The sequence below is a fragment of the Mesorhizobium sp. M0016 genome (assembly GCF_040324035.1).
Lineage (GTDB): Bacteria > Pseudomonadota > Alphaproteobacteria > Rhizobiales > Rhizobiaceae > Mesorhizobium.
The window spans coordinates 35,021-56,412 of sequence record NZ_JAMYVM010000018.1; the positions used below are offsets into that span (position 1 = coordinate 35,021).

19 protein-coding genes and 4 pseudogenes are annotated in these 21,392 nt (G+C 60.3%); 16 read left to right on the forward strand and 7 right to left on the reverse strand.

Annotation, left to right across the window (positions count from 1 at the left end; all coding sequences use genetic code 11):
* Window positions 1-80: 80 nt before the first annotated feature.
* Both NKJ88_RS23110 and NKJ88_RS23115 read right to left on the reverse strand, forming a co-directional pair.
* Window positions 81-293: a hypothetical protein gene (locus NKJ88_RS23110; RefSeq protein ID WP_352445649.1), complete on the reverse strand. Its 213-nt coding sequence runs from the start codon at window positions 291-293 to the stop codon at window positions 81-83.
* Window positions 294-1,123: 830 nt separating this feature from the next.
* Window positions 1,124-1,411 (reverse strand): hypothetical protein, encoded by a 288-nt coding sequence (locus tag NKJ88_RS23115; protein ID WP_352445650.1) that lies wholly within the window; start codon window positions 1,409-1,411, stop codon window positions 1,124-1,126.
* A 1,004-nt stretch (window positions 1,412-2,415) separates the two neighbouring features.
* Between NKJ88_RS23115 and bluB the strand changes: the two genes are divergently transcribed.
* From bluB to NKJ88_RS23145, 6 genes and pseudogenes are all read left to right on the forward strand, one after another.
* The gene (gene bluB, locus NKJ88_RS23120) at window positions 2,416-3,051 is read left to right on the forward strand and encodes a 5,6-dimethylbenzimidazole synthase (RefSeq protein WP_023807046.1); all 636 of its coding nucleotides are present in this window, start codon (window positions 2,416-2,418) and stop codon (window positions 3,049-3,051) included.
* Between the two features lie 353 nt (window positions 3,052-3,404).
* Window positions 3,405-3,530, forward strand: a complete 126-nt coding sequence (locus NKJ88_RS23125) for a class I SAM-dependent methyltransferase (protein ID WP_352445651.1) — start codon at window positions 3,405-3,407, stop codon at window positions 3,528-3,530.
* A 313-nt stretch (window positions 3,531-3,843) separates the two neighbouring features.
* Window positions 3,844-5,664, forward strand: a complete 1,821-nt coding sequence (glmS, locus tag NKJ88_RS23130; protein ID WP_352445653.1) for a glutamine--fructose-6-phosphate transaminase (isomerizing) — start codon at window positions 3,844-3,846, stop codon at window positions 5,662-5,664.
* Window positions 5,665-6,116: 452 nt separating this feature from the next.
* The gene (locus NKJ88_RS23135; RefSeq protein WP_031197535.1) at window positions 6,117-6,371 is read left to right on the forward strand and encodes a helix-turn-helix domain-containing protein; all 255 of its coding nucleotides are present in this window, start codon (window positions 6,117-6,119) and stop codon (window positions 6,369-6,371) included.
* 684 nt (window positions 6,372-7,055) lie between these two features.
* Window positions 7,056-7,937, forward strand: a pseudogene (locus NKJ88_RS23140) (IS1380 family transposase); the annotation flags it as partial.
* Window positions 7,938-8,105: 168 nt separating this feature from the next.
* Window positions 8,106-8,270: pseudogene (locus tag NKJ88_RS23145) on the forward strand (LysR family transcriptional regulator); the annotation flags it as partial.
* Here the strand turns inward: NKJ88_RS23145 and NKJ88_RS23150 are convergent.
* A complete protein-coding gene (locus tag NKJ88_RS23150; RefSeq protein ID WP_031356310.1) occupies window positions 8,257-9,462 on the reverse strand; it encodes a beta-ketoacyl-[acyl-carrier-protein] synthase family protein in 1,206 nt (401 codons plus the stop codon). The pseudogene NKJ88_RS23145 and the gene NKJ88_RS23150 overlap by 14 nt on opposite strands.
* Window positions 9,463-9,738, reverse strand: a complete 276-nt coding sequence (locus NKJ88_RS23155; RefSeq protein WP_031206078.1) for an acyl carrier protein — start codon at window positions 9,736-9,738, stop codon at window positions 9,463-9,465.
* 575 nt (window positions 9,739-10,313) lie between these two features.
* Between NKJ88_RS23155 and NKJ88_RS23160 the strand changes: the two are divergent.
* Both NKJ88_RS23160 and NKJ88_RS23165 read left to right on the forward strand, forming a co-directional pair.
* A pseudogene (locus tag NKJ88_RS23160) lies at window positions 10,314-10,415 on the forward strand (LysR family transcriptional regulator); the annotation flags it as partial.
* A 97-nt stretch (window positions 10,416-10,512) separates the two neighbouring features.
* A pseudogene (locus tag NKJ88_RS23165) lies at window positions 10,513-11,668 on the forward strand (IS1380 family transposase).
* 71 nt (window positions 11,669-11,739) lie between these two features.
* Here the strand turns inward: NKJ88_RS23165 and NKJ88_RS23170 are convergent.
* Window positions 11,740-12,063: a hypothetical protein gene (locus tag NKJ88_RS23170; protein ID WP_023807036.1), complete on the reverse strand. Its 324-nt coding sequence runs from the start codon at window positions 12,061-12,063 to the stop codon at window positions 11,740-11,742.
* 56 nt (window positions 12,064-12,119) lie between these two features.
* Window positions 12,120-12,509 (reverse strand): hypothetical protein, encoded by a 390-nt coding sequence (locus tag NKJ88_RS23175; protein WP_023747260.1) that lies wholly within the window; start codon window positions 12,507-12,509, stop codon window positions 12,120-12,122.
* 556 nt (window positions 12,510-13,065) lie between these two features.
* Here NKJ88_RS23175 and queC point away from each other — a divergent pair.
* From queC to queE, 3 genes are read left to right on the forward strand one after another with little or no spacing between them, the layout of a single operon-like run.
* The gene (gene queC / locus NKJ88_RS23180; protein ID WP_352445657.1) at window positions 13,066-13,764 is read left to right on the forward strand and encodes a 7-cyano-7-deazaguanine synthase QueC; all 699 of its coding nucleotides are present in this window, start codon (window positions 13,066-13,068) and stop codon (window positions 13,762-13,764) included.
* A complete protein-coding gene (gene queD / locus NKJ88_RS23185; RefSeq protein WP_023807034.1) occupies window positions 13,764-14,120 on the forward strand; it encodes a 6-carboxytetrahydropterin synthase QueD in 357 nt (118 codons plus the stop codon). The genes queC and queD overlap by 1 nt, the downstream gene beginning before the upstream one ends.
* The gene (gene queE, locus NKJ88_RS23190; RefSeq protein ID WP_352445749.1) at window positions 14,117-14,851 is read left to right on the forward strand and encodes a 7-carboxy-7-deazaguanine synthase QueE; all 735 of its coding nucleotides are present in this window, start codon (window positions 14,117-14,119) and stop codon (window positions 14,849-14,851) included. Before queD ends, queE begins: the two co-directional genes overlap by 4 nt.
* A gap of 237 nt (window positions 14,852-15,088) precedes the next feature.
* On the opposite strand, the gene hemN is transcribed toward queE, so the two are convergent.
* Window positions 15,089-16,438, reverse strand: coding sequence for an oxygen-independent coproporphyrinogen III oxidase (gene hemN, locus NKJ88_RS23195; protein WP_352445659.1), 1,350 nt, complete (start codon window positions 16,436-16,438; stop codon window positions 15,089-15,091).
* Between the two features lie 152 nt (window positions 16,439-16,590).
* Here hemN and NKJ88_RS23200 point away from each other — a divergent pair, with 152 nt between their 5' ends.
* From NKJ88_RS23200 to ccoP, 5 genes are all read left to right on the forward strand, one after another.
* Entirely contained in the window at window positions 16,591-17,337 is a 747-nt protein-coding gene (locus tag NKJ88_RS23200; RefSeq protein ID WP_352445661.1) for a Crp/Fnr family transcriptional regulator, read from the forward strand.
* 556 nt (window positions 17,338-17,893) lie between these two features.
* Window positions 17,894-19,504 (forward strand): cytochrome-c oxidase, cbb3-type subunit I, encoded by a 1,611-nt coding sequence (ccoN, locus tag NKJ88_RS23205; RefSeq protein WP_352445663.1) that lies wholly within the window; start codon window positions 17,894-17,896, stop codon window positions 19,502-19,504.
* A gap of 11 nt (window positions 19,505-19,515) precedes the next feature.
* Complete coding sequence (gene ccoO / locus NKJ88_RS23210) at window positions 19,516-20,247, forward strand: cytochrome-c oxidase, cbb3-type subunit II (RefSeq protein WP_352445665.1); 732 nt, start codon at window positions 19,516-19,518, stop codon at window positions 20,245-20,247.
* An 11-nt stretch (window positions 20,248-20,258) separates the two neighbouring features.
* The gene (locus NKJ88_RS23215) at window positions 20,259-20,408 is read left to right on the forward strand and encodes a CcoQ/FixQ family Cbb3-type cytochrome c oxidase assembly chaperone (RefSeq protein WP_023690689.1); all 150 of its coding nucleotides are present in this window, start codon (window positions 20,259-20,261) and stop codon (window positions 20,406-20,408) included.
* A 2-nt stretch (window positions 20,409-20,410) separates the two neighbouring features.
* Window positions 20,411-21,274, forward strand: coding sequence for a cytochrome-c oxidase, cbb3-type subunit III (gene ccoP, locus NKJ88_RS23220; protein WP_352445667.1), 864 nt, complete (start codon window positions 20,411-20,413; stop codon window positions 21,272-21,274).
* The last annotated feature ends 118 nt before the right edge of the window (window positions 21,275-21,392 follow it).

Sequence of the window (21,392 nt, forward strand, 5' to 3'; positions counted from 1 at the left end):
ATCGCTCACAGCCGACGGACGCCCTTAGAGTTGCCGTGGATGGGCACACTGTATGCCTGCGGACCGCGGATGTCCCCATTTTAACTGCGTTGATCGGCGCCAGCCAGGGTTTGGCGCACCCGCTCTAACGCCGCATTCAAATGCTCCAGAAATTCGTCATCGCTTTTCGTTGACAAACCGCGTTGTCGAGCGCGAGTTACAATGCGCTCCTGGAGTGAAACCGCTGTCTCGTAGTGGTCGACGATCATCTGAAATGAAGCGCTCATTGGGGCGGATTCAAAGAGCTGTGCCATTGTGGCAATGTAGTTCCACGATGATGAGAGTCCATGCGGCCGCCGCTTGGGTAACAATCGTACAATATACCCAAGACTGGCCGCGCTCTTTGGTTAGCCTCCCAGTAATCCAGTAGCCTTGCGAGGCGCAGCTTCTCGTCGCCCTTCTCCTCGTGACCCGGCCGACCTGTCCCGGCTTCAGCCATTCCGCCTTGTCCTTCTTATGCTCCTTCGGGACCGGGACGCCGACCTCGCCCTGCACACGATCCCATAGCGTTTGCCTCTTGTCGGCCTTGAAGGCTAACATCGCCCGCCCTTGTAGGACCGCTTTCAGCCATGATCACCTCGGGGCGCTGAACGAAGCGCGTGCTTGTCGACTCTGTCGGTCGTCGCAGACGCTTGCGGAGGCCTCACCGAAGAGGGCGATGCGCACTCCGGCTCGACGACGGCTGTCGCAAATCAGACTGCTGTGGGATGCACCACCATCGATCGGTACTAGGATTCTCAACCTCGGCAATAAGCTCCTCTGTATGCAAGCGACCTTCCTGCCTAGCAATACCAAAAGTCAAACCCCGCCGCAGATGCATATCCCTGGCAGCACGCGTCGGTCTTTGGCCACGCATCTGCCAAACCGAAATCAAGTAGCCCGCCATCGCGCGACCCTCAACGCGATCTTGATCATTGCAGTCGGGCAATAACTCATCTCTTTGGAGCTTGGTGGTGATATATAGGCGCCCAAGCCAGCGCTAATATTGCATGGAGCTAAAATGCCCGCTAAGATTTCTTGGGTGTTAGCTGGCGGGTATTTGATGGGGTTTGGTCGTCTAGGCGCGGTCGCTCTGGTTCTGGCGTTATTCATCAGCAGCGCTCATGGCCAAGAATCCTGCGACCCTAACTACACAGGCGCCTGTGTTCCAATCGCCAGCGATGTCGACTGTTCCTCCGGAAAGGGCAATGGTCCCGCATACGTACACGGGCCGGTCTCTGTCGTAGGCACCGATATCTATGATCTTGACCGAGACGGCGACGGGATAGGTTGCGAAAACGGCTAGAGGAGGCAAGTCGCCTTCCAACTTCATGACGGCACCAGCCCATCCGCTGTTTATGGTAACGGTCACCTCCGAGTTGAGGGTGAGCAACGTCCCCAGCCATTCGCATCAAATATTAGGACCTCCTAAATGCGACATGGCGACTCTGCGGTACGACGGTCGAACACCGTCCACGTCTCATCCGTCTCCTGCCATACGTTTGTCAGTTGGTAGCTGATTGTAGAATGTGCCAGTAACTGGGGATGCTCATCGCGATGCGCGAGCCCTGATGCGCGTCAGTTATTTTTACTCTCCGAGAGACCACTGGCCCGGGCGATGTTTCTCCGAGAAGAACAAAGAGGTAGATGGTTCCGGCATGGTCCCACCAATGCTTTCCCCTTGTGAACGGCATCCAAACTTTTCGGCGGGCTTGAACAGCGGCCGCCTTTGGCGGCTGTCGTAGGGCTGATGATAGGTTCCATTCCAGCTCTTTCTAATGTGTCGTCCGAACAGTGAACGAAAGTAGAACATGTAATTCAAGCGCGAATTGACCGTGAGAGGGATGAGCTCCAATTTTGGGTCATGCCTGACGCTGCTGGAAGACGAAATTGCGGTGGCGACTGGAAGCTCAGCGATGCCCCAAATGAAATTGGGCAGCTGGTGCTGTCCGCTGCGGCGCTATGACGTCAGACGATGGTATCTGCCGAATGACCTGGGAATCTTCGGGGACGTCGAGGCCGGTCGTGGTCGGAAGCAAACTGGTTGCAGGCGGTGCTGTAGGAACGAGTATATGCAAGCTGAGACGCCTGTCGCCGTCTCCGCGTTCCAGGCCGACGTTCTCCTCGTTCCGAGGCTTGGTGAGCGATACGGGTGCGCCTGAGTGTCAATGGCGCATTTAGCAACGGCCTGGTACACGATTCACCGCCCTGCGAGCTGATCGAAACTGGCTTGGTCGATTGCATCGTAATAGCGCCGCCCACCAGGAAAGATTTTTCTATCGTTTGCGGTTGGGGTCGCATGACGCGATTGTCGGACGCAACAAGCCAGCTTGGCAATAGGCAGAGGCTGTCCACACTGTACTCCCTAGTGCCCAATCCATACCTAACGAGACCGCCATGCCGTCACCTCCAGATTTCACCGACGATTTTCGCTCCGGGCTGATCACGCTGCTGCGCTGGCGCAGGGATGTGCGGCGCTTCGAGCCAACGGCTCTGCCAGAGGGTACGCTGGAACGCCTGCTCGAGCTCGCCAGCATTGCGCCCTCCGTTGGCCTCAGCCAGCCCTGGCGCTTCGTAGTGGTCGAGAGCCTCAAGCGGCGCACTGCCGTGAGAGACTGCTTCGAGCGCTGCAATGCCGAGGCGCTCACGCGCTTTTCGGGAGAGCGCGCCGCACTCTATGCCCGGCTGAAGCTTGCCGGGCTCGACGAGGCGCCCTGTCAATTTGCGGTCTTCGCCGACCACACGACCCGACAAGGCCATGGACTCGGTCGCATGACCATGGCGGCGACCATCGACTATTCGGCCGTCATGGCAGTGCACACACTGTGGGTGGCGGCGCGGGCGGAGGGCATCGGCATGGGCTGGGTGTCGATCCTCGATGCGACCGAGATGGCCGAAATTCTCGACACGCCGCCCGAATGGACGCTGATCGGCTATTTCTGCCTCGGCTATGCCAGCGAGGAGCACGACATGCCGACCTTGGAACGCGAATGCTGGGAACATCGGCGGCCGCCGGTGGTGATCAGGCGGTAGTGGGGCTGCCTATCATTCGCCTCTTCCGTGGCGATGAGCTTGACGCAGATCGGGTCGCCCTTCGCCACGTTGCCATTCCGACCGAAGCCGAGGTTCGTGTTCTTGCAAAGGCTAGGAAAGAGCAGCATGACAAGCGCGACCGCAGCGAAGATGGCGCTTGCGACAACCGGGCTGAAGCCGGGCATGGAGGTGGTCGACCTCTGTTGCGGGGCGGCTGTGCCGATCGCCACAATCGCCCGCCATGTCGTCGCACTACGCCGACCAGCTGGAGGCCGCGCAGCGCCGGCTGACCGGCGCCGGCGCGACCAATTGCGAATTCGTCGCCGGCTACGCGCTAGGAACTCGCTACTCTGGTGTCACGCCCCGTCGAATTCGTCTTCACGGCCAACGCCTTCGACGGCGTCCCGGACCGACCGCGGCTGGCACGTGCCGTGCGCGAGGCGCTCGCCCCCGGCGGACATTTTGTTATCGTCAACTGACACCGGCAGCCGCGCGAGACGACGACGGTCCTGAAGCGAACTCAGGCTGTCGCCAAGACAGACCATCGCCGATGCCCAAGTCGGCGGCAGCCGCGGGTGTGAGTTTGCGATCCTCATAAGAGCGTCAGGCGCGAATAGAAGTTTGGGTCGTGGCCCCACAGCGGCCGACCTATCCATCGGGTGGATGGTAGTTATCACAACAATCAATTTTACCAATATTATGGATTACTACTACAAGGCCGCCACTTAAAGCGGCCGGACGGGTATCCGTCTCGCGTGGGCTGGTGCTGCCCGCAAAGATGCGGAGACGAACATGTGCGGGATTGTTGGCATCGTTGGGCAACAGCCGGTGTCGGATCGGTTGATCGGCGCGTTGAAGGGTTTGGAATATCGCGGCTATGATTCCGCCGGCGTTGCGACGATCATCGAGGGTGCCTTGCACCGCCGGCGCGCCGAGGGCAAGCTCGTCAATCTCGAGACGCGACTGAAGGAAGAGCCGCTGAGCGGCAACGTCGGCATCGGCCACACGCGTTGGGCAACCCACGGGGCCTCGACCGAACGCAATGCGCACCCGCACTTTAGCGACGGTGTCGCCGTAGTCCATAACGGCATCATCGAGAATTTCACCGAGCTGAAGGACGAATTGGCGGCGGATGGCGCCGAGTTCCAGACCGACACCGACACCGAGGTCGTTGGGCATCTCTTGGCAAGATACCGCCGAGAGGGCATGAGGCCGCAAGAGGCCACGCGTGCCATGCTGAAACGCGTCAAGGGCGCCTATGCGCTTGCCATCCTCTTCGAAGATGAACCGACGACCATCACGGCGGCGCGCAACGGACCACCGCTCGCGATCGGTCACGGCGACGGCGAGATGTTCCTGGGCTCCGACGCGATCGCCCTTGCTCCCTTCACCAATGAAATTACCTATCTCATCGACGGCGACTGGGCCGTTGTCGGCAATTCGGGCGCCCATATCTTCGATATCGACGGCCGTCCCGTCGAGCGTCCGCGCCATATCTCCACGGCCGCGGCCGATCTGGCCAACAAGGGCAACCATCGCCACTTCATGGAGAAGGAGATTTACGAGCAGCCCGAGGTCATCGCCCATGCTCTCCGTCATTACATTAACATCATAGACAGTCGCGACATGGTTCCTGGCATTGATTTCGCCAAGGTCCCGAGCTTGGCGATCTCTGCCTGCGGGACCGCCTATTTCGCCGGACTGATCGGAAAATACTGGTTCGAGCGCTATGCGCGCCTGACGGTTGAAATCGACGTTGCGTCCGAATTCCGTTACCGCGAGATCCCGTTGCCGCCGCAGTCGGCGGCTCTTTTCATCTCGCAGTCCGGCGAAACCGCCGATACGCTTGCGTCATTGAGGTACTGCAAGGAGCGTGGGCTGAAAATTGGCGCTATCGTCAATGCCTGCGAATCGACCATCGCTCGGGAGGCCGATACGGTTTTCCCGATCCTTGCCGGACCGGAGATCGGCGTCGCCTCTACCAAGGCTTTTACCTGCCAGCTTGCCGTCCTAGCAGCACTCGCCATCGGCGCGGCCAGAGCCCGCGGGACCGTCCCCGAAGACGAGCTGCAGGCGCTCGTCAGGAGCCTCGCCGAATTGCCGCGCGTGATGGGCCACGTACTCGAGAGCATCCAGCCGGAAATCGAGTTCTTGTCGCGCGAACTGTCAAAGTGTCGTGACGTCCTGTATCTCGGCCGTGGCACCAGTTTCCCGCTAGCGATGGAAGGTGCGCTGAAGCTCAAGGAGATTTCCTACATCCATGCCGAGGGCTATGCAGCGGGTGAATTGAAGCACGGGCCGATCGCATTGATAGACGAGAACATGCCAGTGATCGTCATCGCGCCCCATGACCGTCTCTTCGACAAGACCGTTTCCAACATGCAGGAAGTGGCTGCCCGTGGAGGGCGGATTATCCTCATCACCGATGAAAAAGGGGCAGCCGTATCGAAACTCGAAACCATGCACACGCTCGTGCTGCCGGTTGTCGACGAGATTATCGCGCCAATGATCTTCTCGCTCCCGATACAGCTTCTAGCCTACCACACGGCGCTCTTCATGGGGACGGATGTAGACCAGCCGCGCAATCTCGCAAAATCGGTCACGGTCGAATGATTGTGAACCTGTACAGGTGGCGATGCGCCTCCAGGAAAGCGGTACCCCTTGTCTGGATCCGAAGCCCGGATCAAACCAGATGACCATTGTTTGCTGCAATTGCGAAACTCGGTAGCGGTTACGAGCGGGTCTTTCGCTGCCTCGCCGGTGGAGATTGCCGAAGCTGGCAGTGTCCGTGCCGAAAGTTCGAGTTGCTGTTCAAGAAAGCCATCGGCGAGAATGGTCCACGAAGGATCGCAGGTCGCATGCGCTACGCCGACCAGGCTCTCAGCACGGGTAGCCTTGATACTTGATCAGAAGCAGGTGAGCCGCCATATTCCGGCCCGGCCAGTTCAGCGGCCCATCCCATGCATGAGGCCGGTTCGGCCGAATGGACGACCATTTTTTTTATTTGCTAGGTGTGCGCCGCGGGGAGGAATCTCCAAGGGAGCTCCCAGTTCTTGGAGATGTCTATGAAGGATTCGCGCATTCCCGAACCAGTCTTGACGGCTATGTCCCAGGGAACCCACATCGTCCGCGCTTATCGCGAGCACCTTGGATATTCGATCGACGACCTGGCGGTCGCGTGCGGGCTGGCCGCTGAGGAAATCCAAAACATCGAGCGAGGTCTGAGGTACAGCAAGGGCTATCGGGATCGGATAGCGAAATCGCTTTCCATACCTGTGGGAATTCTTGAGTCGGAGTTGGACATTTCGGACGCCGCCTGATCAGTCGGATGATCTGCAATGGGTGGACTAGCTGTTGTGATGTGAAGCTTGCGGCTGATGTCGACTTTTGATTCGATTGGATGCGAATGCCTTCTGGCGCAGCTCGCCGAACAACAAAGCGATATAGCCGCCCGGAGTGCTACGAAACGTGCACGACGGCATCGGCTCGCGACGAAGGATTGTAACGGCGAACTCTTCCTAGTTCGGCAAGGCGATGCTGGCTTGAGCATCAACTCGGCCTACGGGCTGAATCGTCCAACATGGCGAGTCGCGCCGCTCTGAAATTAACGTGGCGGGCATCCTGACGTTTCCGGGTTGACTATGGGCGTTCGAACCACGAAAAGGGGCCGCTCTTCGTGAGTGGCGTGCGCCGGCAGTCTGACCCCCAAGCCCCCCGCCCAGGCTGCCGGCGCGCTTCTAGAAAGATCGAAGTAGGCACTCGCTTGCGCTCTGCCCGCTCACACCTTGTGGTTCCTCCTGCGGGTCCAGCGGACCACCATGGGTGTCGCCAGTTCTGGTGGTTACGCGCGTCCATTTGCGATCTCGTTCAGTGAGTGCACCGCAAGCACCCTCTCTGCTAGCCTGAAAAATTCATGGGGGTTGGTGGATGTGGCGCAAGCCTTGAAATGACGTAGGATTTGGTTGCTTAAGCCGATCCGAAATTTCCCGGAGACCACACCCACCATGAACGATCTTGCGCTGCCGCTGAGCGGTTTGTCATCAGTCGGCGGCAAGTCCGTCGTCGCCCGTTTCGACGGCGGCATGCTGTCGTCCAACAGCGGCGTTCTGGCCTTGGCCGAGGTGGAAAAGCGGTTGCGGGTGGCCGAGCGTCTGGCGCGTTGCATCGACGATCCGCGCTGCCCGGACCAGGTCGTCCACAGCCTGGCGGACATGATCGGCTTTCGCATGAAGATGATCGCCGCGGGCTATGAGGACGGCAACGACGCCAACCGGCTGCGCCGCGATCCGGTCTTCAAGATGGCCCAGGATGCGCTGCCGTCGGGTCGGGATCTGGCGTCGAAATCGACGCTGTGCCGGCTGGAGAACCTACCCGGCGTGCGGGAGTTGGTCGATGGGACGGGCGATGGTCGATCTCTATTGCGCCTCGTTCCGGCAGGTGCCGAAGCGGATCGTACTCGACATTGACGACACCTTCGACGCTGTGCACGGAGGCCAACAGCTTCGCCTGTTCAATGCCCACCATGACGAGTACGGCTTCCAGCCGATCGTCGTGTTCGATGGTGCGGGACGGTTCGTCAGCGCGATCCTGCGACCGGCCAAGCGGCCGAGTGGGGCTGAGATCCGCCCCCACCTGCGCCGTCTGGTGCGGGCGATCCGGATCAACTGGCCGAACATTCGAATCCTGCTCCGCGGCGATAGCGATTATTGCAACCCGCAGATCATCGACTGGTGCCGCGCCAACGACGTCGACTTCATCTTTGGCCTGCGCCCACCACGACCCTGCGCAAGCATGTCGCGGATCTGGAGGCCAGCACGACGGCACGCTTGGAAGCGTCGGCCAAGACAGGCAAGGTCCGCAGGTTCAAGGAGTTCGTTGACGGCGCCCGCGGCGCGGCCGGGCCGGCAGCACTCAGGCGGCTATAACGGGCGCAGAGCCGACCCTGAGGCTTCCAGACATTGTCGTGTACAGCTTCAGACCCTCAAGCCGAGCCCGCAGGGCCTCGCTTACCTTTTACGGGGCGGCGGTACGTCCAAGCCGCTTCAACAGTTAAGAATTTCGCAAAGACGATACCCCCGGATCGTCGAGCTTCCGCTGCCACTTCCCGCATTCGCCGAGGCGGTCAATGACCCGCCCTTCACAATAGTTATCTGGCAAGCATCTGGATGCGAGAGATAATGTTGCCGGAGGCATCTCTCATGGCCTCTACACCTGCCTGAACGCCAGAACCGCGTTCGTGCCGCCAAAGGCGAAGGAGTTGCTCAGTGCCACGCGCACCTTGCGCTCGCGTGCCACATTGGGCGTGACGTCGAGATCGCAATCGGGGTCCAGCTCACGATAATTGGCAGTCGGCGGCACGACGCTCTCGCGGATAGCCATCACGCAGGCGATCAACTCGAGCGCGCCGGACGCGCCGAGGCAATGCGCGTGCATGGACTTGGTAGAAGAAATGGACATTGAGAAGGCGTGCTGACCGAAGACGCGCTTGATCGCCGCCGTCTCGATCTGGTCGTTGGCCTTTGTGCCGGTGCCGTGCGCGTTGAGATAGTCGACATCCTCGGCGTCCAGCCTGGCATCGGCAAGGCAGGCCCGCATTGCTGCCTCCGGCCCCTCGACAGTCGGCGCGACGATGTCGGACGCATCGGCGGAAAGGCCGGCACCGGCAATTTCGGCAAGGATGGTGGCGCCCCGAGCCAGGGCATGCTCGTAGCTTTCCAGCACCGCCATGCCGGCGCCTTCACCAAGCGATAGGCCCTGGCGATCGGCCGAGAATGGCCGGCAAGCATCGGGCGAAAGCACGCGGATCGCTTCCCATGCCTTCAGCACACCCCATACGAGCGGCGCTTCGCTGCCGCCGGCAAGCATCACGTCGGCCCGGCCGTGCCTGATCTGGTCCACCGCGCAGGCAATCGCATGGTTTGCCGAGGAACAGGCGGACGTGACGCCGAAGACCGGCCCGCGCAGGCCGAGACTCATGCTGACCTGGCCGGCAGCGGCACCCGGCATCGCCTTGGGTACAGTCAAGAGAGCGGCACGCTTACCGCCCAGCAGGATGGCGCGGTAGGTTTGCTCGATCGCATCCCACCCGCAGCCGCCAACGCCCACCGTCGCACCGAAGCGATAGCTATTTCCCTCTTTGGAGGAAAGTCCGGCCTGACGCATGGCTTCGCGCGCCGCAAGAACAGCGAGCAGGCTGAAGCGGTCCATGGAGATGAGTTGCTTGCGGTCGATGTCATGCTCCGGCAGCGCTTTGATCTCGGCACCAATCCTGACCCTCAATTCATGGAGCTCGGAGTTGACGATTGGGCCGATGGCGGAGCGGCCTTCTCGCATCTCTGTCCAAATGGCGGCGGTGTTGGTCCCAAGCCCGCAAATCCCGCCAATCCCAGTAATCACGACGCGCCTGTCCATTCACACCCCCGTAGCGAGCAAGCTGCGCACGGCTTCCACCATGTCCCCAACATTCTGGAGATCCGACCATGCCTCGGCCGTATTCATCTCGATCTCGATGCCGTAGGCCTGCTCCAGGTCCCAGAGAACGTCCGCCAATCCCAGTGAATCGATACCGAGCGAAGTCAGTCTCGTGGCAGCCGTTATCTCGCCGCCTGTGGCAGGCGCTATGCCGCCCTCCGACGCGGCGCGCTTCTTGATCATGGCGATTATTTCGTTGGCGAGTTGATCTGCCATCTTGTTCCTTTCCAGCTTGCGTTTTCGGCGTCGTTCAAAACCCGAATCGCGTCGCGTTGCCAAAATTGCCCCTCATGGAGCCCTGTGCGCCGACCAAGCCCAATGCCCATAGGAACCGGACGAGTTCCGGCTTCTGCGGCGTCAGCCCGATGACGAAGAAAAGTCGCCGGCCTCCCGCTTTTGCGCCAGCACATCAAGAATCTGCGTGTAAATGGATAGGAACCGTCGTCAAACGTCAGCTAAACGCTGCGACGGTGGGTGCTGTCAGCGTATTCACTCGGCACCTCATATGTAATCGAGATGTTTCATAGCTCCGGACCAGTTGCGATCAACTATTGTACCGGTCCGCCATTCGTCGGAGAGTTCGACATGATCGGAGCGCTGCCTCTCATTTCCAGTACAATCTCCACCGCACGCGACAGATTTCCTCTTTCGGGCTCTTCTCAAGGGACTCGCCACGCGATAGGGGCAGTGATCGGCGCACTTGAGATCCTGCCAGGTCCATGCGACATTCCGGAAAATTGGTAAAATCCTTTGTTTCAATCAAATTCATCCACGCTATGGATAGCTAAGACATGCGTTTCAAAGGGCTCGATCTGAATCTTCTCGTCGTTCTCGACGCGCTGCTGAGCGAGCGCAGCCTCACGGCGGCGGCACGCCGCATCAACCTAGCCAAATTCATGGGGGTTGGTGGATGTGGCGCAAGCCCGTTGAAATGACGTAGGATTTGGTTGCTTAAGCCGATCCGAACCATTTCCCGAGACCACACCCACCATGAACGATCTTGCGCTGCCGCTGAGCGGTTTGTCATCAGTCGGCGGCAAGTCCGTCGTCGCCCGTTTCGACGGCGGCATGCTGTCGTCCAACAGCGGCGTTCTGGCCTTGGCCGAGGTGGAAAAGCGGTTGCGGATGGCCGAGCGTCTGGCGCGTTGCATCGACGATCCGCGCTGCCCGGACCAGGTCGTCCACAGCCTGGCGGACATGATCGGCTTTCGCATGAAGATGATCGCCGCCGGCTACGAGGACGGCAACGACGCCAACCGGCTGCGCCGCGCTCTCGACACCTTCGACGCTGTACACGGAGGCCAACGGCTTCGCCTGTTCAATGCCCACCATGACGAGTACGGCTTCCAGCCGATCGTCGTGTTCGATGGTGCGGGACGGTTCGTCAGTGCGATCCTGCGACCGGCCAAGCGGCCGAGTGGGGCTGAGATCCGCCCCCACCTGCGCCGTCTGGTGCGGGCGATCCGGATCAACTGGCCGAACATTCGAATCCTGCTCCGCGGCGATAGCCATTATTGCAACCCGCAGGTCATCGACTGGTGCCGCGCCAACGACGTCGACTTCATCTTTGGCCTCGCGCCCACCACGACCCTGCGCAAGCATGTCGCGGATCTGGATGCCAGCACGACGGCGCGCTTCGAAGCGTCGGCCAAGACAGGCAAGGTCCGCAGGTTCAAGGAGTTCGTTGACGGCGCCGCTAGTTGGAGCCGCGTCGAGCGTATCATCGCGCGGGTCGAGGTCGGCGCCCACGGTGGCGATATCCGCTTCGTCGTCACCAACCTTGCCGGTGGGAAGGCCAAGGCGCTCTACGAGGATGTCTACTGCCGGCGCGGCGCGGCCGAGAACCACATCGTGGAAGACGCATCTTGCCGCCGACCGCACATCCTGCACCAGAGCGACGGCCAACCAGTTCCGGCTATTCCTGCATGCCGGTGCTTACTGGTTGATGTGGGGCTTGCGGGCCGCGATGCCGAGGCGCTCGAGCTTTGCCGTCGCCCAATTCGACACGCTGCGATTGCGCCTCATCAAAATCGCTGCGCGGGTGGTCGAGATGAAATCGCAAATCCGCCTGCACCTGCCGACATCGTGCCCCGACCAGCGCATCCTGCGCATCGTCCTCGATCGCATCCCCCAACTCGCGACATAACGATGGGCGCAGGCGCCCGAAACGAACCCGCCGACCGCAACCTGTAAACCCCCGCCTGCCATCACGACGGATCATCGCCGGCACCCGACGAGGCTTGTCAAAATGCACAGGGCGGCCAGATCGCCGATGCAGGCCGCCGAAAGCTCATCGCCGTGCATCAAGGCGGCTAGATGGCAACGAGGCTTATGCCGCCCGTGCATCGCAGCTCCATATGCATGAGGGGTCGTCGCTTCAAAATACTTGATACATTTGCGCTTGCGTAGCTCCTTGCATGCGCGCGATGCCAGGAGGAGACCTCTGTCTAAACGCTCGCATCGATGCAACGCCGTTGAAACCATCATCGCGGCGACCGCTTTGCCACGGCCGCCGCAGCCCTTTTCGAGCATCACGATCATGCCGGCGCCATCGCAGTGATGCACATGCAAATTCAGAGATGCACTCTGGCCATATGCTAGGTGCCCAGCATATGTCCGGCATCCCGCAACGCCGCTACGAAAAGACGGGCATTGCCGTTGGCATCCATCTTGGCCTGCATCGACAGGGGCATCCTGTGCCAGCTCTCCAAGGCCGCAATGTAATGTGAGAACATACCGTTAACGATGCAATAGTGGGTAACTAGGCCGTGTCCGTCTAACGCCAGCACGCCGAATTGGCCGCCGTGATATCGGATGGCTGCGACCCGCTGGACCTGCGCGTCACCGTCGATCCGAACGTCGAAAAGCAGGCTGCCGCGGCTCCTGGTGGCTATCTCGGCGGCTTTTTCAGCGAAGCTCAACGAGAGCGAGCGGACGCTTTCGACTGCCATCTGTAAAACCATCAAGTTCAGTTCATCCACTGCCATGAGGTACCTGTGCGCAAGACATGGGTGATTGCAATCGACCACACCGCTTGTTCACAGATGTCGGCTCACGACCGGTTATTCAGGGTTCGCCGGTCATCCATCGAGGGCGTGCTCATCAAAATGCTCCTGAAGTGGAATGCGCTGCATCTACGAAACGCAAGGAGCAGGCCAGCCAAGCTGTCGCGACAATTGACCTCATAATCCATCCCGATATCTGGATTTCGGCATCGCTGAACATCCCTGGTTAGTGAGCTGTTTGCGGCAAGCCCATCTCGGCTTTGTACCCCGAAACCGTTGCACCGGCGTCGCTCGGCGCTCGGGACCGCCAGGCTCTGCTCGTCGAGAACTTTGTCCCCGAGAAGCGTTCGACTCTGAGCATTCCGCTCAAGGGTGACGTCTCGTCCGTGTCCTTGCAGCTCACCGCGAAGGCTTTTTGCGCATCGCACGCAAGCGCACGAATTGGTCTCCGTTCACTTCACAAAATGGTTTTCCTGAAGTACTTGAGCGCAGAGAAATCTCCGGTCGCAGCCTACCCGGTTAAAACAAGGACCCAACGATGAAGACTCTCGTCGTCTGCTCCGGCGGATTGGATTCCGTTACTCTTGCCCACAAGGTGGCAGCGGAGCACCAGCTTACCGGCCTGCTATCGTTCGATTACGGCCAACGGCATAGGAAGGAATTGGGCTTCGCCACCCTTTGCGCGGAGCGCCTGACTGTCCCGCAGCGAATCATCGATATCCACGAGATCGGCGGCGGCCTTTCCGGCTCCGCGCTGACCGACAATGTGGACGTGCCCGACGGGCACTATGCCGAAGACACGATGAAGATAACCGTGGTGCCCAACCGGAACGCCATCATGTTGGCCATTGCCTTCGGCCTCGCCGCAGCGCAAGACGCTGACGCAGTGGCGACGGCCGTGCATGGTGGGGATCACGTTGTCTATCCCGATTGCCGTCCGGCCTTCATCGACGCTTTCCAGATGATGCAGGACCACGCGCTCGACGGCTACGCGCAGATTCGCCTTTATGCACCCTATGTGAACCTGGCGAAGGCGGACATTGTTACGGATGGAACCACATACGGCACGCCGTTTGCGCAGACCTGGTCCTGTTACAAGGGCGCCGAGCGTCATTGCGGGAGGTGCGGGACCTGCGTCGAGCGGCGTGAGGCGTTTCACATCGCTGGGCACCCGGACCCAACGGAGTATGAGGACTCCGACTTCTGGCTCGGAGCGCTGCGAAGGACCACCGCGTAATGTTCCGCATCACCAAGGAATTCCACTTCTCAGCCTCGCATCAGCTCACCTCATTGCCACCCGATCACCAATGCGCGCGCCTGCACGGACATAACTACATCGTCGAAGTGGAGCTTTCAGCGGATGGACTGGACGATCACGGCTTCGTGCGCGACTACCACGACTTGGCGCCGTTCAAACGCTACATCGACGAGAGCTTCGACCACCGGCATCTCAACGACGTGCTGGGACACGAGCAAGTCACGGCGGAATATCTGGCCAGACATTTCTACGAATGGTGCAAGGCACGCCTGAGCGAAACCGCGGCCGTGCGGGTGAGCGAAACGCCGAAAACCTGGGCGGAATACCGGCCATGACGAATACTCATCCCGCAATCCGCGTTAGCGAGATTTTCGGGCCGACGATCCAGGGCGAGGGCGTGCTCATAGGTTTGCCGACGATCTTCGTCAGAACCGGCGGGTGTGACTATCGCTGTTCCTGGTGCGACAGCCTCCATGCTGTGGACAATCAATTCCGCCATGAATGGGAGATGATGTCCGTTGGCGCGGTGTGGAAAAATGTGCTTGCCCTTTCCGGTGGCCGCCCGCTGATGGTGTCGCTATCAGGCGGCAATCCCGCCATCCAGCCGCTCGGCGGGCTCATCGACCGGGGCCATGGTGACGGTTACCGTTTTGCGCTGGAAACCCAAGGGTCGCTTGCCAGGGACTGGTTTGCGCAGCTTGACGTGCTGATCCTCAGCCCAAAGCCGCCGTCAAGCCAAATGACGACAGATTGGGCCGCTGTCGAGGCGTGCCTCCAGGCGGCACAAGGCAAGCCCCAAGTCGTGCTCAAGCTCATTGTTTTCGACGAAAGGGACTACACCTACGCGAAAGACGCCGCTGCGCAATTTCCGCAACTTCCGATCTATCTGCAGCCTGGCAATCACACGCCGCCACACCCCACAAATGATGACGCGCCTGTCGACCTTGACGGAATATTGAAGCGCATGGAGTGGCTGGTTGACAGCGTGACCCGCGACCGATGGTTCGAGGCCCGCGTGCTACCGCAGCTGCACGTTGTGCTCTGGGGTAACAAGAGAGCCGTCTAGCCCAGGCCCTTTCCACTGGAACTGCGCCGGCAGAATTCGGGTGAACGGGTGGTTCAGGTCGAAGGGAGCTGTCGCCGACAACCATGATCCGACAGGCAGGGCTCGAGCGGACGATATCGTCGCTGCGCCAAGACGCGTCTGGTCCGCTCCGAATCTTGTCTCGATACGACGGTCGCCGATCAACAAACGTACCGCGGTCCATGATCGACTGAGAGGCATGACCGGTCCTCTGAGTGCTCAGACTGCCGCCGAGTGCCTGGCCGTTCCAGCTTCGAAATATTTGTCGAACCTGGCCGCGATGCTTCGGACGAAAGGGCGACTTTCAGCCGGCACAACGAATCTGTCGCCATCAAGTTCAAGCAATCGAACCGGATCGTGGAGGGCCATGGAACTTGACTGAAGGAGGAGCCTCTGGCCGGCCTCGCCGAAGCGTTCCACCAGATCGACGGCCGAGAAGGCGAAGTCGCACATCAAACGCTCGATGATCCAGCCGCGAACGCGGTCGTCGTTGGAAAGTGCGATACCCCGAACAGCGGCCAGCCCGCCGTCATCAACCGTGCATCGATATTCGCTGGTCGAAGGCATGTTCTGCGCATAGCCCTGCCGAAACTGGCTGATGGACGATGGGCCTAACCCAATCAAGGTTTCGCAGCAATCGTCGGTGTAACCCTGAAAGTTGCGGTGCAGTGTTCCGGCGCGGGCGGCAAGGGCCAGGGCATCGCCGGGTTTGGCGAAATGGTCGAGGCCGATTGCTTCGTACCCCTGGTCCACGATCGCCCGCGCCGCCAGTTGCGATTGAGCAAATCTCTCCGCGGGACCGGGCAGCCATGCCTCGTCTATCATCGTCTGATGTTTCTTGAACCACGGCACATGGGCGTAGCCAAAAAGCGCTATCCTGTCCGGCTCCAGGGTCAGTGCCTGCGCGACGGTGGAGGAGACGCTCTCCCTCGTCTGGTGCGGCAGGCCGTAGAGCAGGTCTAGATTGACGGATTCGACGCCGCGCGAACGAACACCGTCGACTACCGCTTTGGTCTGCAAAAAGCTCTGCTCGCGGTTGATTGCCTTCTGAACCTTCGGATCGAAGTCCTGGACGCCGAGGCTCGCCCTTGTCATGCCGATTTCGGCAAGCGCATCGAGGCGGGCATCGTCCATATCGTTGGGTTCGATTTCAACGCTGATCGTGGCGCCGGGAAGAAAGCCGAAGCTGTTGCGCAGGGCGGTTCCCAGCGCCGCCATATCTTCGGGCTTGAGCATCGTCGGCGAACCACCGCCGAAATGGACGGCACGCACACGACCTTTGCCTCCAACAAGACCGGCGACGGTAGCGATCTCGGCATGCAGTGAGCGGAGATAGATCGTCACCGGTTCGTAATGGCGTGTCTGTTTGGTATGGCAGGCACAGAACCAGCAAAGTTTGTCGCAGTATGGGATGTGCAGATAGAGCGAGATTTCGTCGCCCTCGTTGAGCGCTTGCAGCCAGCCACGACAAACGGCAGCATCAATGCCTGGATGGAAATGCGGCGCGGTCGGGTAGCTCGTGTAGCGTGGAACGTTCTCACCAAATCTGGCAACTAGCTTTTGTCGCATGTCGTGGTCCACCGTGTTTGCGTCGCCCGAACTGTGGATGCTTGGATGAGCCTAAGCCCTGATTTCGATCAACCTTCAGCACGGACAAACTGCCGCAAGGATTTTTCTACCGTGGATGCTATCCTGCCCGCACGGACCGGTAGAGCGATCGAATGACATTACGGCAGGATATTCACAGTTCCGGCATCCCCGTTCTTTGCCTGTCTTGCGAGGCACGGCGCCGCGGTGTCTGTGGCGCGCTAGAGCCAGACCATTTGGCTCAGCTCGCCAAGACGTCGTCGCGGCACAATATCGAGCCGGGGGTCGAACTGATCGGCGACGCCGAGGCGGTCGACTGTTATTCGAACGTGCTTTCAGGCGTGGTGAAGCTCACGAAGAGCCTGTCAGATGGACGCCAACAGATTGTCGGCCTGCAGTTCGCCCCGGATTTTCTGGGTCGGCCCTTCAAGATGAAAAGTGCGATCAATGCGGAAGCGGCAACAGCTGTCTCGCTATGCTCGTTTCCCAGAGCGGCCATCGAACGGATGATGAAGCAGTCACCCGAATTTGTGCATCGCCTGCTCAAGCAGGCGCTGAACGAACTTGACGAGGCACGCGAATGGATGGTGACTCTGGGGCGCAAGACCGCACCAGAGAAGGTGGCGAGCTTTCTCCTCATGATTGCCCGGAACATCGGCTCCAATGTTGACCCGACGGCTAGCTCGACGTGCTTCGAGCTGCCGATGACGCGTGCCGACATTTCTGATTTCCTTGGAATCACAAACGAGACCGTGAGCCGTCAGCTGACCAGCCTGAGAATGGACGGCGTGATTCGGATCGAGAACAACCGCCGCGTCACCGTGGACAGCATGAGCCGGCTGGAACGGCGCTGCGGCGGCCGAGGCGCTACAGCCGTTTGAATGACGCAGAAGCTGCATGGCCCCGTCACTTACTTCATTCGGGGCAGGGCATGCTCGCGTTGGGCTCAGAAGAAGTCGCGTAGCGACAGCCCGTTCTCCATCCGATCGTATGCGCCAGTTGCGTTTCGGCTCGTCGGCGAAGCATCCACACTTGGCCGAAGTCAATTCGCCTCATCCGCAGGGGAAAATCGCCGTCTCCCCAAGCCATGAATGTCACGACGGCAGCGTAACGCTGGCGCTGGCTGTTCCAAGGCATTGAACGATCGGCGTTCGGTAAGGCACCGACCTGCTTTCCAGCGTCGCAGAAGGTGCGTTCCCCCACACGCCCGCGGTCGCCTCCGCACCCCGGGGCCCGACCGGGGACACCAGGCCCCATCCATAAACGGGCGGCCGGTGGTGCGCTTCCACATTCGATCGTCGCAGTCTGATCGCACCGAACTCGATGCTGCTCGAGCAAAATGGTGCGGCTCTGACATGGATCAGGGCGAGCAGGCGACGGCTGCGCAATAAGGCCCCGCGGTTTGGCATCCGCCAGAATTGGAAATCGGGGCTTGCGATGAAATTCGGCAAAGAAATCGTGCTTCTAAGCCTGTTCGCATTCACGGCTTTGGTGGCGGCTGGCGCTGGGGTGGATGAACCCTTTCGCCAGCACATGTGGGTCTTGTTCTTCGCCTTGGCTGGCTTCACTGCGATCCTACTGCGTAACACTGAGTTCAAGCCTGCCGTTCCGATCGACCCGTCCGCCTACATGGATGGTCCAATCCGCTACGGCGCCATCGCCACCATGTTCTGGGGTGTGGTTGGCATGCTGGTCGGGGTAGTCATCGCGCTGCAGCTTGCCTATCCCGATCTCAACATCCAGCCTTGGTTCAACTTCGGTCGCTTGCGGCCTCTGCACACCTCGGGCGTCGTCTTCGCCTTCGGCGGCAACGCGTTGCTTTGCACGTCTCTCTATGTCGTCCAACGCACCTGCCGCGCTCGGCTGTTCGGTGGCGATCTCGCCTGGTTCGTGTTCTGGGGCTACCAGCTCTTCATCGTCATGGCCGCGACCGGTTATCTGCTCGGCATCACCGAGAGCCGCGAATATGCGGAACCCGAATGGTATGTCGACATCTGGCTGACCATCGTCTGGGTCGCCTACCTGATCCTGTTCCTGGGCACGATCCTGAAGCGCAAGGAACCGCACATCTACGTCGCCAACTGGTTCTACCTTTCCTTCATCGTGACCATCGCGATGCTGCATGTGATCAACAACCTGTCGATGCCGGCCTCCTTTCTCGGCTCCAAGAGCTATTCTGCATTTTCCGGAGTCCAGGACGCCCTGACGCAATGGTGGTACGGCCACAACGCCGTCGGTTTCTTCCTGACCGCCGGCTTCCTCGGCATGATGTATTATTTCGTGCCCAAGCAGGCCAACCGGCCGGTCTATTCCTACCGCCTGTCGATCGTCCATTTCTGGGCAATCATCTTCCTCTACATCTGGGCCGGGCCGCATCACCTGCACTACACCGCTTTGCCCGATTGGGCGCAGACGCTTGGCATGGTGTTCTCGATCATGCTGTGGATGCCGTCATGGGGCGGCATGATCAACGGCCTGATGACGCTGTCGGGCGCCTGGGACAAGCTGCGCACCGATCCCATCATCCGCATGATGGTGATGGCCATCGCCTTCTACGGCATGTCGACCTTCGAAGGCCCGATGATGTCGATCAAGACGGTCAACTCGCTGTCGCATTATACCGACTGGACCATTGGCCACGTCCATTCCGGCGCCCTCGGCTGGGTCGGCATGATCTCGTTTGGCGCAATCTACTTCATGGTGCCGAGACTCTGGAACCGTGAACGCCTCTATTCGCTTAGGCTCGTCACCTGGCATTTCTGGCTGGCGACGCTCGGCATCGTCGTCTACGCCGCGGTGATGTGGGTGTCCGGCATCATGCAGGGCCTGATGTGGCGCGAATACGACGAGCAGGGCTTCCTGGTCTACTCCTTCGCCGAAACCGTGGCCGCTATGCACCCTTATTACATCATGCGCGCCATAGGTGGGGCCATGTACCTCTCCGGCACCCTGATCATGGCCTGGAACATCGCCATGACCATCCTCGGCTACCGGCGCGAGCAGGATCCGATGCCGCGCTCCACCCCCGCCCTCCAGCTTGCGCGATGATGAGACAGAAAATGAGGTTGATGAACAGACACGCGGTTATCGAGAAGAACGCTACACTTCTCCTCCTCGGGTCGCTGCTGGTCGTGACAATCGGCGGCATCGTCGAGATCGCGCCGCTCTTCTATCTCGATAATACGATCGAGAAGGTGGAAGGCATGCGCCCCTACTCGCCGCTCGAACTTGCCGGGCGAAACATCTATGTCCGCGAGGGCTGCTACCTCTGCCACAGCCAGATGATCCGCCCGTTCCGTGACGAGGTCGAGCGCTACGGCCACTACAGCCTGGCGGCCGAGTCGATGTACGACCACCCCTTCCAGTGGGGATCGAAGCGCACCGGACCGGATCTCGCCCGCGTTGGCGACCGGTATTCCAACCTGTGGCACGTGGATCACCTGACAGATCCACGGTCCGTGGTGCCGGAATCGATCATGCCGAGCTATGCCTTCCTGAAGGACAAGCCGATCGGGGTGAAGGACTTCTCGACGCATCTGGTCGCCAACAGGCGCGTCGGCGTCCCTTACTCCGACGACATGATCGCCAACGCCAATGCCGATTTGATGGCGCAGGCTGATCCCAACGCCGACACATCCGGCCTCCAGGCCCGCTACCCCAAGGCCAAGATCGGCGACTTCGACGGCAACCCGCAACAAGTCACCGAAATGGATGCGCTGGTTTCTTATCTCCAGATGCTGGGCACGCTGGTCGATTTCAAGAACTACGATGAGACCGCCGGCTACCGCTGAGGACAATGGCCATGACGTACAATTTCATGCGGGAGTTTGCCGACAGCTGGGGCCTACTTGCCATGGCTCTTTTCTTCATCGGATCCGTTGCCTTTGCAGTTCGTCCCGGAAGCCGCAGGCAAGCCGGCGAAGCAGCTCAAATTCCTCTGAAGGAGGACTGATCATGAGCAGCGATCACATCGACGAGGTTTCCGGCATCTCAACCACCGGTCATGAGTGGGACGGCATCCGGGAGCTCAACAACCCGCTTCCGCGCTGGTGGATCTGGACGTTCTACATCACCATAGTCTGGGCGATCGGCTACACCATCGCCTATCCGGCATGGCCTCTGCTGCACACGGCGACCAAGGGGGTGCTCGGCTACTCCAGCCGCAACGATGTCGGGAACGAGTTGTCCGCGGCTGAAGCGGCCAAGGGCAAATATGTCGCCGCGATAGAAGCGAAAAGTGTTTCGGAGATCGCGGCGGACGACACGCTGCGCGAATTCGCCGTCGCCGCCGGCGGTGCCGCGTTCAAGCTCAATTGCGTGCAGTGCCATGGTTCCGGCGCCCAGGGCTCCAAGGGCTTCCCCAACCTTAACGACGACGACTGGCTGTGGGGCGGCAAGGCGGACCAGATTCAGCAGACGATCACCCATGGCATTCGCTTCGCCTCCGATCCGGATACGCGCCTGTCGGAAATGCCCGCTTTTGCCGACATCATCACCGCCGACCAGATCAAACAGGTCAGCGCCTACGTCGCCAGTCTGTCGGGGGCCGTCGTCAATCAAGCATTGGTCGCGCCGGGCGCAAAGGTCTTTGCCGAAAACTGCGTGGCCTGTCATGGCGACAATGCAAAAGGCAACAAGGAACTCGGCGCTCCAGATCTGACCAACGCCATCTGGCTCTACGGGTCAGGCGAAGCGGCCATCGCCGCCCAGGTAACCGCACCGAAACACGGCGTGATGCCGGCTTGGGGCGCGCGCCTCGGCGAGATCAAGGTCAAGGAACTGGCGGTCTACATCCATTCGCTTGGCGGCGGAGAATAGGAAAGAAGCCTATTCTCGTCCTCCCCCTCCCGCCAAGCGACGAGGCCCGGCGCAAGCCGGGCCTCGGCATCATCCAGAACCGATGAGTCGGCTTCCGGCGAAATCGTCGCTGGTGACT

Excerpts from the sequence above, each read along its gene's own strand:
- NKJ88_RS23110 (WP_352445649.1), bottom strand. The coding sequence starts at position 293 with ATGGCACAGCTCTTTGAATCCGCCCCAATGAGCGCTTCATTTCAGATG.
- bluB (WP_023807046.1), top strand. The coding sequence starts at position 2,416 with ATGCCGTCACCTCCAGATTTCACCGACGATTTTCGCTCCGGGCTGATC.
- glmS (WP_352445653.1), top strand. The coding sequence starts at position 3,844 with ATGTGCGGGATTGTTGGCATCGTTGGGCAACAGCCGGTGTCGGATCGG.
- NKJ88_RS23135 (WP_031197535.1), top strand. The coding sequence starts at position 6,117 with ATGAAGGATTCGCGCATTCCCGAACCAGTCTTGACGGCTATGTCCCAG.
- NKJ88_RS23150 (WP_031356310.1), bottom strand. The coding sequence starts at position 9,462 with ATGGACAGGCGCGTCGTGATTACTGGGATTGGCGGGATTTGCGGGCTT.
- NKJ88_RS23155 (WP_031206078.1), bottom strand. The coding sequence starts at position 9,738 with ATGGCAGATCAACTCGCCAACGAAATAATCGCCATGATCAAGAAGCGC.
- NKJ88_RS23170 (WP_023807036.1), bottom strand. The coding sequence starts at position 12,063 with ATGATCGTGATGCTCGAAAAGGGCTGCGGCGGCCGTGGCAAAGCGGTC.
- NKJ88_RS23175 (WP_023747260.1), bottom strand. The coding sequence starts at position 12,509 with ATGGCAGTGGATGAACTGAACTTGATGGTTTTACAGATGGCAGTCGAA.
- queC (WP_352445657.1), top strand. The coding sequence starts at position 13,066 with ATGAAGACTCTCGTCGTCTGCTCCGGCGGATTGGATTCCGTTACTCTT.
- queD (WP_023807034.1), top strand. The coding sequence starts at position 13,764 with ATGTTCCGCATCACCAAGGAATTCCACTTCTCAGCCTCGCATCAGCTC.
- queE (WP_352445749.1), top strand. The coding sequence starts at position 14,117 with ATGACGAATACTCATCCCGCAATCCGCGTTAGCGAGATTTTCGGGCCG.
- hemN (WP_352445659.1), bottom strand. The coding sequence starts at position 16,438 with ATGCGACAAAAGCTAGTTGCCAGATTTGGTGAGAACGTTCCACGCTAC.
- NKJ88_RS23200 (WP_352445661.1), top strand. The coding sequence starts at position 16,591 with ATGACATTACGGCAGGATATTCACAGTTCCGGCATCCCCGTTCTTTGC.
- ccoN (WP_352445663.1), top strand. The coding sequence starts at position 17,894 with ATGAAATTCGGCAAAGAAATCGTGCTTCTAAGCCTGTTCGCATTCACG.
- ccoO (WP_352445665.1), top strand. The coding sequence starts at position 19,516 with ATGAGGTTGATGAACAGACACGCGGTTATCGAGAAGAACGCTACACTT.
- NKJ88_RS23215 (WP_023690689.1), top strand. The coding sequence starts at position 20,259 with ATGACGTACAATTTCATGCGGGAGTTTGCCGACAGCTGGGGCCTACTT.
- ccoP (WP_352445667.1), top strand. The coding sequence starts at position 20,411 with ATGAGCAGCGATCACATCGACGAGGTTTCCGGCATCTCAACCACCGGT.